This window comes from Sneathiella sp. HT1-7 (assembly GCF_020731145.1).
In the GTDB taxonomy this organism is placed as follows: Bacteria; Pseudomonadota; Alphaproteobacteria; order Sneathiellales; family Sneathiellaceae; genus Sneathiella.
In genome coordinates this window covers 1-13768 of the sequence record NZ_JAJFZN010000004.1, presented here as the reverse complement: position 1 = coordinate 13768, position 13768 = coordinate 1, and the positions used below count along the sequence as shown (strand labels likewise).

The 13768-nt window shown below is 50.4% G+C and carries 12 protein-coding genes and 1 tRNA gene; 7 read left to right on the top strand and 6 right to left on the bottom strand.

Annotated elements, in window-relative coordinates; translation table 11 throughout:
* Window positions 1-17 precede the first annotated feature (17 nt).
* Both LKE13_RS13615 and LKE13_RS13610 read right to left on the bottom strand, forming a co-directional pair.
* Window positions 18-1265 (bottom strand): hypothetical protein, encoded by a 1248-nt coding sequence (locus LKE13_RS13615; protein WP_227951932.1) that lies wholly within the window; start codon window positions 1263-1265, stop codon window positions 18-20.
* Window positions 1266-1291: 26 nt separating this feature from the next.
* Window positions 1292-2959 carry an NAD-dependent malic enzyme gene (locus LKE13_RS13610; RefSeq protein ID WP_227951931.1) on the bottom strand — a complete coding sequence of 556 codons (1668 nt, stop codon included), beginning with the start codon at window positions 2957-2959 and terminating at the stop codon, window positions 1292-1294.
* 121 nt (window positions 2960-3080) lie between these two features.
* Here LKE13_RS13610 and LKE13_RS13605 point away from each other — a divergent pair, with 121 nt between their 5' ends.
* From LKE13_RS13605 to LKE13_RS13590, 4 genes are all read left to right on the top strand, one after another.
* The gene (locus tag LKE13_RS13605; RefSeq protein ID WP_227951930.1) at window positions 3081-3368 is read left to right on the top strand and encodes a DUF1194 domain-containing protein; all 288 of its coding nucleotides are present in this window, start codon (window positions 3081-3083) and stop codon (window positions 3366-3368) included.
* Window positions 3369-3519: 151 nt separating this feature from the next.
* Entirely contained in the window at window positions 3520-4020 is a 501-nt protein-coding gene (locus LKE13_RS13600; RefSeq protein WP_227951929.1) for a PadR family transcriptional regulator, read from the top strand.
* Window positions 4013-4315, top strand: a complete 303-nt coding sequence (locus LKE13_RS13595) for a DUF2218 domain-containing protein (RefSeq protein WP_227951928.1) — start codon at window positions 4013-4015, stop codon at window positions 4313-4315. Before LKE13_RS13600 ends, LKE13_RS13595 begins: the two co-directional genes overlap by 8 nt.
* 458 nt (window positions 4316-4773) lie before the next feature.
* Window positions 4774-5934, top strand: coding sequence for a tyrosine-type recombinase/integrase (locus tag LKE13_RS13590; protein ID WP_227951927.1), 1161 nt, complete (start codon window positions 4774-4776; stop codon window positions 5932-5934).
* Window positions 5935-6321: 387 nt separating this feature from the next.
* Here LKE13_RS13590 and LKE13_RS13585 read toward each other — a convergent pair whose 3' ends face one another.
* On the bottom strand, window positions 6322-6873 hold the full coding sequence (locus tag LKE13_RS13585) for a hypothetical protein (RefSeq protein ID WP_227951926.1): 552 nt from the start codon (window positions 6871-6873) through the stop codon (window positions 6322-6324).
* A gap of 325 nt (window positions 6874-7198) precedes the next feature.
* On the opposite strand from LKE13_RS13585, the gene LKE13_RS13580 reads away from it, so the two are divergent.
* The 3 genes from LKE13_RS13580 to LKE13_RS13570 all read left to right on the top strand — a co-directional run bounded on the left by LKE13_RS13580 (window position 7199) and on the right by LKE13_RS13570 (window position 9627).
* On the top strand, window positions 7199-7891 hold the full coding sequence (locus LKE13_RS13580) for a hypothetical protein (protein WP_227951925.1): 693 nt from the start codon (window positions 7199-7201) through the stop codon (window positions 7889-7891).
* Between the two features lie 115 nt (window positions 7892-8006).
* A complete protein-coding gene (locus LKE13_RS13575; RefSeq protein WP_227951924.1) occupies window positions 8007-8243 on the top strand; it encodes a helix-turn-helix domain-containing protein in 237 nt (78 codons plus the stop codon).
* 235 nt (window positions 8244-8478) lie between these two features.
* Entirely contained in the window at window positions 8479-9627 is a 1149-nt protein-coding gene (locus LKE13_RS13570) for a hypothetical protein (protein ID WP_227951923.1), read from the top strand.
* Between the two features lie 122 nt (window positions 9628-9749).
* Here LKE13_RS13570 and LKE13_RS13565 read toward each other — a convergent pair whose 3' ends face one another.
* The 3 genes from LKE13_RS13565 to LKE13_RS13555 form a co-directional block, all read right to left on the bottom strand.
* Complete coding sequence (locus tag LKE13_RS13565) at window positions 9750-12293, bottom strand: S8 family peptidase (RefSeq protein ID WP_227951922.1); 2544 nt, start codon at window positions 12291-12293, stop codon at window positions 9750-9752.
* A 15-nt stretch (window positions 12294-12308) separates the two neighbouring features.
* Window positions 12309-13286 carry an AAA family ATPase gene (locus LKE13_RS13560; protein WP_227951921.1) on the bottom strand — a complete coding sequence of 326 codons (978 nt, stop codon included), beginning with the start codon at window positions 13284-13286 and terminating at the stop codon, window positions 12309-12311.
* Window positions 13287-13648: 362 nt separating this feature from the next.
* Window positions 13649-13725: transfer RNA gene (locus LKE13_RS13555), tRNA-Met, on the bottom strand.
* Between the last annotated feature and the right edge of the window lie 43 nt (window positions 13726-13768).

The following is a 13768-nucleotide window of genomic DNA, read 5'->3' as shown; positions in this document are numbered from 1 at the left end:
TCTCGGAAAGTAACCCGTCAGTCGAAGACCTGTCCATGCTTGAACTGTTCATCCTGGCCCGCCGCCGCAGTAAGCGCCGCGACATTGTCCTTGGTGAAAAAGCCGTCAAAGCCATGACACCGCTCGACATATTCCGTGATCAGGATGGTATTTTTTGAATGTTTCGAGAATATCTGCTTCAGGTTTGGCTCATCCTTGCACTCGCCAACGACATGGGCAAGAAAAGCCACGCCCTTCTCTTTCAGCGCATCCACAACAAAATCGACATTCTTTTCGCCCGTCGCATGATCGCCGTCCTGTACCTCAATCGCAATATGATGCATCCGTCGACCGTAGTTCCGGACGAAAGTCTCCGTCGGCATGGGCCGGTTCTCGAAGCTATTCACGAAGGAAGGCGTATTGTTGGCGGTAAAGACCTTGGCCGGGGAAAGCTTGTCATCCATGACCGAGCCATTACGATTGACGTTGGTCGATGAATTCATATCCATGATGTTATAGGCTCCCCAGAAATAATAAGGCACATGGGTGAGGAATTCGAGAATAGCATCTTCCCGATCTGCTGCGAGAATACGGGTCGCCATATGATCCACCCCGAGGAGAAGCTCCCCAACACCCGAGCTTTCGGAGAATGCTGCCGCCGCCTCAAGCTGTGCCTGCTCCGTCGCGGACAATTCATACCGCCCGCCGAGGCCCAAACTGTCCGGATTGTTAAAATCATGACCGCTGTAGCCAATGCGATTACCGGTAAAATCCGACGGCATGGTGAAGAGAAATCCATCGGCGGCATAGAAAGGATTTTCAACCTCGCCATGATACTCAAATCTTGCGGCCTGATCTTCAAGGGTCTTGCGAATTTCGTCGTTATTTCTGCTTTCGTAAATTTCCCCGACGTAGCGGCTGTGAGGGGTTGCGCGCGACAGCGGATACATCCGGTTGACGCGGGTGATATATTCCTCGAATGCACCGCTTAAAGGCTCCATCAGGATCAAGGCAGGAAAGACGGGGCGACTGTGGAGCACATGAAACTTATGGGTTTCGCCGATATAACTCGCCGCGTGGCGATAGGGGGTCATCTCGTAAAGCTCAATCATCGTCGCAAGGCTGGTTCCCGGATCCACCTGCGTGACCAAGCAGCGCATATTACCGACAAGATCCTCTATCCCGCTGGATTTACGTCGTTCAAATATTTTCAGGCGGAACTCATCAAAGAATTCTGAATTCTTCTTGTCCCCTTTTGGCTGATACCCTGCGTAATCGAATGCCATAAAATAACCCTCTATAAATCCGTGTTTTAAGTCAGTTTTTTGTATGCGGGTGTCCAGACCGCTGCCTCAATGCAGCGCTCTAGCTCCGCATCGCTCCGCCCTGGGGCGACCTTGTCGGCTACGGCCTGCTTGGCAACAGCAACCGCGACTGCCTTGCTAACACTTCGAATGTCGGAGACCGGCGGCAACAGGGGGGCGGTTGGATCCGTCAGCGCTGGTGACAGCGCCGCAAGCGCCTTTGATGACGCCATGAACATGTTATCTGTGACACGCGTTGCCTCACAGGCAAGCACGCCAAGGCCGACGCCCGGAAAAATATAGGTATTGTTGCTCTGGGCAATGTGATGGCTCACGCCTTTATAGGTCACCGGATCGAACGGGCTCCCCGTCCCGATCAGCGCCTTGCCATCGGTCCATTCAAGAATATCCGCTGGCACAGCCTCCGCCCTTGATGTCGGGTTGGAGAGCGGGAAGATAATCGGCCGCTCCGTATTCTTTGCCATTTCGCGGATAATCTCTTCGGTAAAGAGGCCATGCTGCCCCGATACGCCAATAAGGATATCCGGCATCCCGTTTTTCACTACATCCATCAGGCTGATGCTGCCGTCATCCGCGCTCGACCAGGAGGCAACGCTTCCATGATCCTGCGCGAGCCGCTGCTGGAATTCCATCAGCCCATCCATATCACTGTGTAAAAGACCATAGCGATCGACCATATAGATATGCTTCCGGGCCTCCGCCTCCGATAACCCTTCATCCATCATAATGCGGATAAGCTGCTCAGCAATGCCCGCGCCCGCCGAACCTGCGCCTAGGAAGGCGATATGATGGGCCGAAAGTGGCTTGCCCAGCATCTTGCAGGCCGCCAGCAAGGTACCCGCCGCAACGGCCGCCGTCCCCTGAATGTCATCATTATAAGTGCAGAGCTGATCGCGGTATTTAGCGAGCAACGGCTCCGCATGTGGCTGGGCAAAATCCTCGAACTGCAAGAGAACCTTTGGCCATTTGCGTTTCACCGCCTGCACGAACTGATCAACAAAGGCAAAATAGTCATCGCCGCTGATCCGTTCATGCCGCCAACCGATATAGAGCGGATCGTTGAGCCGTTCCTGATTGTTGGTCCCGACATCGAGAATAATCGGTAAGGTAACAGAGGGATCCACCCCGCCCGCCGCAGTATAGAGCGCGAGCTTGCCGATGGGAATTCCCATGCCTCCGGTTCCCTGATCGCCAAGGCCGAGAATACGCTCTCCATCGGTGACGACAATTGCCTCGACTGTTTCGTTCATCGCGTTATCGAGTATTTTATCGATTTCATCCCGATGCGGATATGAAATGAACAATCCGCGCGGACGTCGGTAAATCTCGCTGAATTTTTCGCATGCCTCCCCCACCACCGGGGTGTAGATCAGCGGCATCATTTCTTCCACATGGCTAATCACCAGATTATAGAAAAGTACCTCATTCGTATCCTGAAGCGCGCGGAGATAGATATGCCGTTCCAGATCGGTATCTTTCGCCTTGAGCGCGTCATATGCGCGGTCCGTCTGTTCCTGAAGGGTTTCAACATGCGGCGGCAACAGGCCAAGCAGGCCGTATTTTTCTCGTTCCTCAACAGTAAAAGCCGTGCCCTTGTTCAGAATTGGTTCGTCCAGCAACTCAACACCGATTGGGACTACATCAGGAATACTCACCACTTTTCCTCCGTCTCACCCCATACTTGAGGCATAAATCTTGTCGTTTCACTTCAGCGCTACTATAGCCGCGTCAATTTACCGATAGCAAGGCGGCAACGGAGAAAAGCACGCGATTACAATGCCATTCTTCTTCGGAAAGAGCCTTATCGATATTTTCGCAGATAGCGCCAATAATTGGGATGGGTCGCCAATTGAACTGGCACGGCAGGAAGTTATTGCTGCCGGTATCACAATCAATGGCCTTGCGATTCTTTGCCGCTATTGTTCCGGTCTACCCAACAACTATGACCTTGAACTCGCATTCAAAGACCATATCATTGGTGGCAATGGGGCCTTTGTTATCACCGCGGATAATACCGATACCTTTGCCAATGCTGTCCGCTTTGCTTCAAAATACTCCTGCTGATAATAGCCAGCCCTCCTGTTTCATTATCAAACCAGCAACTAAATTTTTTTAGATATATCTTGTTTTTAGATATATCTAAATATATATCGGAACTATGAAAAATATAGACAACCATCAAAAGGACGTTTGCCGATCCGACCACCCAGATAAAATGTCGGACCATACTTCCCAAAAAAGACGGCACCATCGCAGCGGTGGCCGCCTTTTCGACTATGGGGAACTCCGCCTTCTTGTTCTTATGATGATCGCCGAAGAACCTCGGCACGGATACGAGCTTATCAAATTGATTGAAGAGAGATTTGACGGCGCATACTCGCCGAGTCCCGGTGTCATGTACCCGACCCTCGCCTGGCTTAACGACATGGGATACACCTCAATTGACACAGCGAGTTCTGGCGGTCGAAAAAGCTATGGTATTACAAAAGAGGGCCATGCATTCCTAACAGCAAACCGTACGGCGGCAGAGGCCCTATTGACACGTGTAGGGCCAGATTCAGTACGAATTCCGGGCCCTATTCTTCAGGCTGTGAAAAACTTAAAAATCGCAATACGCCTTCGCCTGAAAGAGAAAAATCTTGATGAGCAATCCGCTCTAAATATAGCCGCTGCAATCGATGCAGCCGCCAAGTTAGTAGAGAATAGAAATGACTGAATTAATATCACCAACAAAAAGTATCTGTAGTATCGATACTCCCAACGCCCAGAAGTATTTGCAGCAACTATGCAAGCATTTCGCTCATAAAATTCAGGTATCTTTTGACAAACAGGCCGGAAAAATCACTTTTCCAATGGGAGAGTGCAGATTGGCTGCCGATGAAACCATGCTCACAATGACAGTTGTGACTCCTGACAATTCAGAAGTTGAACGCCTGCAAGATATCATCGCCCAACATCTTGCCCGGTTTGCATTCCGCGAAGATCTAAATTTCACATGGCATGCCGTCTGATACCAACAGCAGCACTTAAAGATACTCACCCTAAACAACATAAAACCCGCCGAAGGGCGGGCTAAAATAATATTGGTTACGGAAGTCGGCTTTTGCGTCCTCGCGGCTTCGCCGTGATGCGTGCGACTGGCGCGCTTCGCGCTGGCCGCGAACCTCGGAAAGCCTTGATGGACTTCCCTAAGCTTTTCATCCTGGCCCTTGCCACCGAACAAAAAAGGGTCCCTGAAGGGACCCTTTTTAATTTGGTTGCGGGGGTAGGATTTGAACCTACGACCTTCAGGTTATGAGTTAGTTTTTTAATGTTATCACGGATTAGCATTTAGTCGCATAGTTAGACATATAGCATTGTTATAATTGTGATATTATATATAATCGTTACTCTTGCCTTCTCATAAATATCTTGATTTTCGCTGTCACTTGCTTCCATTATGCTTCCAGATTGAGGAATGGAAGCGAATATGAGATTGAACAAGCGTAACATTGACGGCCTTTTAGTGAAAGAGAAAGACTACTTTGTCTGGGATGAAACCCTGCCCGGCTATGGCTTGCGGGTGCTGCCGTCCGGGCGCAAGACATTCCTCATTCAATACCGGGACGGCGGCGGGCGCACCCGGCGGAAAGGGCTGGGGCGATACGGGACGGTAACCGCCGAAAAAGCCAAGGACAAGGCCCGTGAGCTGCTGGGAGGCGTTGCCCATGGGGCAAACCCTGCGGAAGAAGCCAAGCGCAAGCGCGGGGCGGCTATTGTGTCGGAACTTTGCGAGAGGTTTATGTCGGATTATGTCCCCTCTCATTGCCGGGACAGCACAGCGAAGGAATATCGCCGCTGCATGGACCTTTTTATCAAGCCTGCCTTTGGAACGGTACAGGTGGAGGAAGTGCAGCGAAGCGATATCGCCGATCTGCATCACAAGCACCGGGACAAACCCTATCAGGCGAACCGGACCTTGGGCGTTCTTTCGGTCATGTTCAATCAGGCGGAAGTCTGGGGCCTTCGCCCCGAGGGAACCAATCCCTGCCGTCATGTCAAAAAATATGAGGAGAAGAAGCGAGAGCGGTATTTGAGCGGTGAGGAGCTTTCCCGCCTTGGCCAGACACTTGCCGATCTGGAAGCGGAAGGCATTGAATCACGATCGGCAATTAATTGTATCCGGCTTTTGATCCTGACCGGCTGCCGCCTTGGAGAGATACAAACCCTCAAATGGGACTTCATAAAAGGCAATTCGGCGTATCTGCCGGATTCAAAGACGGGCCCGAAACGGATTTATCTCGGCCCGGCGGCGTTGGAGGTTCTCGCAAATGTCGAACGTATCGAGGATAACCCCTACGTCATTACCGGAAAACTCCCCGGTTCCCATATCACGGATATGCAGAAACCATGGCGGCGGATAAGAAAGGCGGCCAATCTCAAAGATGTGCGCCTTCATGATCTCCGGCATTCCTTCGCCTCCATCGCCGTCGGATCGGGCGAGAGCCTTCCCATGATCGGCAAGCTGCTGGGGCACAGTCAGGTGCAGACAACCGCCCGCTATGCGCACCTTGCCGACGATCCCATGCAAAACGCCGCCGAGCGCGTATCGAGTGAATTGGCGAGGCTGTTGAAAGGATCAAGCATATAGTGCTACAGCCATAAAACCCTAAATTCTACAGCTGAATTCGCCCCCGCAAACGACTTGTAACAGAGCGATAGAACAAACAATGAAAATTGGAGAAATTGCCGAAATACAAGAAAATGACTTCATACTCGATAGGCTATTTTTCTTGAGCGCTATCCAAAACCCTATCCCGCCAACCAGAGCCGCCACTGGATACACCGCAATAGAGAAAACAAACATCTTCGTTAAAAGCGAATTTTCTGAGCCGGGGGCATCAAACGCAAATACCGACCCAATCAGAAGCATGGGCCATAGCAATAACGACATCACCAAAAGCACGTTGTAGATGATCAAAAAACTTTTCATTTTGCCTCAGTAGTTGGCAGATCAGGCGCGAGCCATCCCAGCAACTCACTGGGAAATATTATTGGGTTGAACGAACTGCAAAATATCATCAGGAATTTCGAGAACATTAGTATCGTCTCGATCTACCAGTTGACAATTACAGTTCAGTTCTTTCTGCAATTTCTTTTGCTCGCAATTTCGTAACGAATTAAAACCGGCGACGTTCCAATCATCACTGTTGCTAATCTCAACCGCTTTTGGCCTCGCAAAGATTTGGAAATTAGTAGTTTTCGTTTCTACTATTGTTTCGGCGTTTTCCGTCGTCTTTTTGTCCGACGATGTATTGACATCCCAGCTCACGCACATGGCCATCGCCTTGTACTGATGAATTAAGCTTCCATTATTGTAAGGGTTAGTGTCGCCGATTTTGATCTCCGCATTATAAGATTTGTCACTTACTTTTCCCACACCTGCGGCTGCCATCAGTTGATGATAGAAGTAGTTTGAAAGCGTCGCCTTCATCGGCGACTCATCCTTCACTGCTGTATCCGTGTTTGCACCATTGCAGGCGACCAGCAACCCGACTAATCCCGCAACTATCAGAAGTTTGAAAGACATTCGTTACCTTTCAGGAATTTACCTTCAAATATTTCCATCATTCAGAGTACTTTACCGAGAGAATAAAAATCTTCAAGCGCTCGAAATTGATAATAGTGTCCTTCATATCGATACAATACTACACCAGCTACAATCGAATTTTGCCGATTGAATAGGATACGTATCGTTACGTAAGGCGCAAATTCCCCTAACTCACACCGTGCTCGATACAATAGGAAACGATACAGGGGCGCGGCTTCATTCAAGATGCTGGAATTTCCAATCGACAAACGGTTAGTATCACACCATTACTCTGTATTGCTCGTCGATTAGGATAACGAAGAACATGACAAATTGGGATACTTGGAAATCCGCTATTCCAATCGAGGCTGCTATTATCACCGATGTAGACGAAACGCTCAGAGAAAAATATAAAACTGCGTGCCAAGCTGAATTAGAGCGTTCACGGTACGATCAAGCTATTGGCTCGGATATATGGCCTATCTTGGAAGAAGCTGCGGAGCTTCTGCCGGAAGCGTATATCTATGAAGCGAGAGAGCTCTATTATCCAAAAGCCCCGCCGGAGATAATTAACGATTGGGAGGCAGATTTTATCAAACTTCTAATATCCGGAAAAATTCAAACGATTGGCTTTCGGGCACCTCGTCAGCCGGAAAGCTCTCCCAAACTCCTCCCGCCTGATACATGGGAAGACTGGGTAGACTGGCATGAAGGAACCGTATCCGCAAACGGAATAACCTTTGTTGGCGTTCGTATTGCGCCGCCGGACATGCTGCCCAGCAGCCAAGAATCCGAAAAAAGCATCGGGCGGCCCAGCCGACAAAATCAAATCAATGAGGCCTTTCACGCGCTTTATAAGGAAGGGCTGCTTGATTTCTCCGGCCCTATGAAATCCAACTATCCCGCTATCCGGCAATGGGTCCTTGCCAACTACCCAGATAATGAAATTGGCGAACGTGGTCTTGGCGATAAGACAATGGCGAATATCGTCAATCCGCTCATTGCGAAACACAAATAAGCCCACTCGCACTGTCTAAAAACTATAAATTGCGATCCCTTTTATAGACATTTTTTTAGACAGGCTACTGGGTCAAGGTTCTTTCATCACATGACTAACGATGAAAGGAACACCGATGCAGCCGACCAATACTCAAGACATAAAATATGATCCTGACCAGCTCATTAATGAGCAACAAGCGGCAGAATTTCTAGGTTACACCGTCCGCGCTCTTCAAAATTGGCGGGTGCGCGGTGGCGGCCCGAAGTTTGTCAAAGTCTCTTCCCGCTCCATTCGATATCGCCGCAGGGAATTAGTTGCGTGGTCCGAGTCTTTGCTGATTTCCAACACCTCCGCATTTTCCGCGTCTTGACCCTTGCTCCGCTCAGAAGGGCTGGTTGTGAGCGGAGCCCTCACCCCTCCCGTGTTTTGTCTCCCACGGGAGGGGATGCTTTCCGGCCCCCTCCCTCAAAACCCCTAAAAACTTCCCCTGCGCGGAGCGCACCAAACAGCAAACTAACTATCACAAACCAACGGAACAATTCCGTAAACGGGGGGTCTTGTAACACCCCCCTCCAGAAATACACCGAAGTAAGTAGGAGGAAATCATGATGAAACTGATACACAAAGGCTTTGACGGACTGGATATCGCCTTCCAATCACGCATTCCGGAAGAACTAGCGGCGCTATTGGAAACGGCAAAAGAAGAAGCTGCCGCCTCCCATGAGACGCAGTTGCTGGACTATAACGGCGCTTTGATGCATGTCGCTGAAAGTGGCGCACAAGGCGGCTACGCCTACCGGGTGGATACAGGCCCGGACGGGGAGACTTGGTTCTTCAGGAAGCCCAATCCCCGCGATCCATGGGGCATTCGGGTATCGGTCAAATCCCTTTCCCTCGCCCTCTATGGTCTGGGCGGCGTCCGGACTCGACTGTTCGACTTTATGGAAGTGATTGGCGCGCCCTATCCAGACGGTGCGGAGAGCATTGGCCGCGTCGATTGCTGCCTTGATTTTCTCATCCCCGGCTTTCAGCTTTTCCCGGAGCATTTTGTCATGCATTCACGTTGCAGCCGCATTGATAATCATGAAATGGAAGTGCATGGCCGCTCGGGCCGCGTGACGGGCGTGCGCATTGGTAAGATGCCGGGACGGCAGATCGCCATTTATGACAAGCGGGCAGACGTTATCGCCAAGCGAAAAGCGGAATGGTGGGAAATCTGGAATGCCAATCTGAAAGCGGACGGACTCCCGCCGATTGATCCGCAAGACAGGGATGCTTCCCAAGTCTGGCGGGTTGAATGCCGGGCAGGCAAAAAGCTTCTCAAAGATCGATGGGATATCCGCAAATGGACTGACCTTGACGATAAGCTCGGCGATTTGATGCAGGAAACGCTATCCGCCATCCGATACTGCATCCCGTCGAGCGATACCAATCGCGCCCGCTGGCCCATTGATCCGCTTTGGGACCGGGTTCAACATGAAATGCGTTTCGACCTCTTTGAAATGTCCTGCAACGCCTCTCCGAGCGCCGTGAAAGAGATAATCCGGCATGAACATGCCGAGATGCTGGGGCGGCAAATAACCGGCCTTTCCGCCTCCTATGCGGCGATACTGGAGGATCGGCGAGCGGCGTCCCCGGAAACCCTACCCGAGACTGTTCAAAAGCTGGTGTACGAAAGCCTTTGCCGGGATACGGAATATTTTTATTCCAAGCTCAAAAAGGCGGAAAGGCGGTATGTGTTTATTTCAAGATAGAAAATGAAACGAACTCACATTCACTAAAAATAAATATCGTAACAATTATGTATGAAATATTCTCTCTCAAACTAAATATTTTCAAATACAAATCAATATCTTGCACAGTAATAACAAATTTATTACGTATCTATATCGACCTCAATACCAACAGCGTTAGCAATCTCTGTGTAAAGATCGATATCCACGTTAGCTCGAAGACTCACAACCAGAGCATATCGTACACGGCGATTAGCTCGATCTAACCTTGGCTTCTCGCGCCACCATCCTCCGACAGGGAATATCCCAATAGCATGGCGGTTAGCAAGATCAGCAGCCGTACCACGCCAAACATCAGAATGTAGCGACCCTCTATCGCGAAGCCGTGGGCCAAGTACCCAGCCCTCATCGTTACCAGCTCTGCCGACGCGCTCATCTTCTTCACGCGCAGCGGCATTAACTCTCCAACGGAATCGATCAATGCTCTCTTCCGGGCGCTTGACAGAAAAGCGCAGGCCATGCCCACCATAACGATGCCGTTTCGTCCAGCCTCGCTCACCCGGATTGGGTTCTACAAAATAGCTCAGCGTGACACGCATCTCTACTGGTGTTTCGCCTAACTCGTTGAGCTTGTCGATTGGCCATGGTAAATCATGAAGCATCATATCGCAGCTGCTTGTCCGTGACCCTTCAAGAAGGTAAGGCTGCAAATCAGATTCTACGACCAGTGTCACGTCACTGTTGAAGCTGCGCTGCGCCCTATCAAGGCTTGGCACACCATAACCATAACGGCGCAAGATAAGACGTTGATCACCTTGGTTCGGGTGGGCCGGTAAATGCCGTAGCATTGCCGGAGTCCATTCCGCAGAATGAACAATCAATGCGCGGACAGTCTCTGGCCATAATTCTGGTCGGCCGGAAAGAACCTGTGCAGCCAGATGGGCAACTTGCGCAGTAGCAGCGCTCGTGTCGCCGGTTACGGTGAACGCCCGCTCTTCGGGCCGGTTAAATGTCGTTAGTAGAGCCAAATCGTCAATATGATCGCTGTTACCGGTCGCCGGATCGACACCATGATTGCCGCCTTCATATACAACGTCGGGCTTGATGGGCCAATCGTGATGCCAGCTTACCGATGTCCGGCTGGAGGGTGAAAGGTCTCCTGTAGGAGCCATTGCCTGCCATCCCAAGAAATCAGGGTCTGTAATCGTGATCTTCTCTGTGACGGCACCGACAGTAAGCGCATTCCATGCCTGAGCAGGATTCTCTACAGCTGCGGTATCATTCTGATCTAAGTATTCTCCTGCCGGGTAGTAGTTTCGAATATTACCTGCGGAAACTGCGATCAGTCTCTGATCTTCTCCATCGCCATATGCAAGGTCATCCAACGCAGCGGACCATGAAGACGGTCTGCCACGCCAATAATCGCCCACGCTAGTGACAGCAAGACAATAGGCTCGGGGCCGCTCAGGCGCCTGAACTTCTGTGCGTCCCACAGCAGCGGCCGTAATATAGCCATATAGATCAGGATCATTGGCACCATGATCAGGGAGAATTTTTACGGATTCGAGTCGGTGAGAAAGTTCAATCGGCCCATTTGCCACAAGCGCATCTATCAGGTCACCATATAGTGCTACGCCACTCATCTGAGTGCCGTGCCCGAGCCACTGAGCACCAACATCTTCAACGTTCCAGTCAGCATTCCAAGCCTGCTGATCTTCCTCTGCAAGAGCGGGAGTAATGAGTGGATGACGACGCGTGGTTCCACTATCGAGCAAGCATACGGCAGGAGCATTTACTCCCGGCGCAACAATTCGACCAGCAAGCTCTTGTGACCACTCAATCTGTTCTGCTCCGTTCATCTCCATAAAGAAGGACGGAGTATCCCGTGCCATTCGAAGCTCGGCTATCGCATCGGTATTGGCAATGATCAGACCAATTGATTCTGGGGCAGCGCAAAGTAAGACCACCTCCCGTTCGGGAAAGGTCACGGAATGCTCTTTTGTCATCAGATCGAGTTGACCCGCAGCATGTTCCAGAATCGGGCGGCCATCATTTCTTAGCCATACCTCCCACCAGACTTCCTGCCCCGCCGCCGGAAATAATTGTAGATCATCCGTGTAAAGTGACTCCGCCTCTGCAATCCTCACCGTTTCCAATGAAGCAACCAAGTCTTCGTTCTTGGGGCGGCGGGATTTTTCAACGCGATTTCCAGCTTCATCTTGTATGAAGTTACCCTCATCGTCCTTCTGGTACCGGATATTATCCTCTTCCCTATAAGCGCGAACTTTGCTTAGATAGTACTCACGCTTTGATTCGGGGACAAACACAGTTGCCTTGATGAGATTTGGATCATCGATGGACGGCCGTGCGGCCACTAATTCGATGTGCTCTCTTCCTCGTTTATTTTCCAGCTTATCCAGCATAGACTGCTGAGATTGTGGGAGCGCAAATTCAAGATAGAAGCCCGGCGTGCCGCCACTGATTTCAAGATCACGATTGACGATCCGCTCCTGAGCCACGTCAACAGCTACTGTAAGCATTTGATCAAGCCGCTGGGCGTGTTGCTCACGGTTCCGCTGGGGGATTGTTACGCCGCCCCCACCGCTTTGTGGCGATGTGAAATCTTCTCTCTCGCCATGTGCGGGTAAATAAATATGTGGAAGTGGGCGTTGATCTTCTCCTGCCATACGTTGCGCCTCCAATTACCGTTCAGTAGACGCTTTGCGTTCGGCTATTGCTCCCAATAGATCATCACGCGTAACTTTAGTACGTTCAGCGAGAATTGCCCGCTTTGCCGCCTCGTCAGCGGCCCGTGAAACCTCGGCTTGACTCAACCCAGAGGTTTCTTTTACGACATCCTTCCACTGCATACCTTTAGTATCAAATCCTGACAAACGTGCTTTCAAAATGCTTGAGGCAATGGAAGGGTTAGGCAAATCGTAGTGGATGACATCATCGAACCGCCGGAAAAGGGCTGGATCAAGCAATTCAGGGTGATTTGTCGCGGCAATAATGAGACTTTCGCTGTTGTCATTCTCCAAAAACTGAAGAAATGAGTTCAGCACCCGCCGGATCTCTCCAACGTCATTGCGTTCAGCTCTACGGGCGCCGATTGCATCAAATTCGTCGAAAAAATACACACCCCTTGTCTGAAGCATAGCGTCAAAAACGAGCCTCAGTTTGGACGCTGTTTCACCCATAAACCGGGTGATTAGAGAGTCGAAAACAACTGTGAAAAGTGGCAATGTAAGCTCGCCTGCCAGAGCCGCAGCCGTCATCGTCTTGCCTGATCCAGGCGGGCCAATAAGCAATATCTTCCGTCTTGGGTGCAGGCCGTGCTCGACGAGTCTATGTTGCTGCCGCTGCTCTGTAATTATACGCTTTAGGCGCTGTTCTAGCGCCGTCGGTAATACCATACTGGACAAACGTGTTTCCGAATAGCTGGCCGAAATGAGTGCAGCAAGATCGCCCTTGGGCTGGGCAAAAGGCACAGGCCTGCTTGACCGGCTTTGCTTAAGTGAGCGTGCCTCATCGACTAAATCTCGGAGTTGCTGCGCAAGATTACCATGCCCCTGACGCGCTTCATGAGCCGCAACCTGCATAGCCACAGACAAGAACTGCTCATTGTCGCCATCGATATGGCTTCGTAGCAGCGCTATCAGATGCTTTGAGGCTATCATGGCTCCACCTTTCTCCCCAAACAAATGGTTACTGATTTTTTTGTTTTTTGGATACCAAATAAAGTGATTTAGATATTTTAATTCGACAGTGGCTCACTTCCCTTACTCGATGCCATCAAATTACCGTGCATACTATTTCACTTCAATCAGCAATACAAAGGAAGGTAACAGGTCTTATTTTTGGACGCTATCATTAATAGAAAATAGTTTCGATTAATTTAACCTTTTCCACGGTCATTGAGATATTTAAAACGTATTGGAGATTTTGATATCAAATTGCACAAAAATACTTTTATGCTTCCATTATGCTTCCGGTCAACAAAAAACGGCTCGGCAGTTTCCTGCTAAGCCGTTGTATTATTTGGTTGCGGGGGTAGGATTTGAACCTACGACCTTCAGGTTATGAGCCTGACGAGCTACCGGGCTGCTCCACCCCGCGGTAATTTTGTTTTTCTGGAAGGGGTTTGATGTCCTTCCGGTTA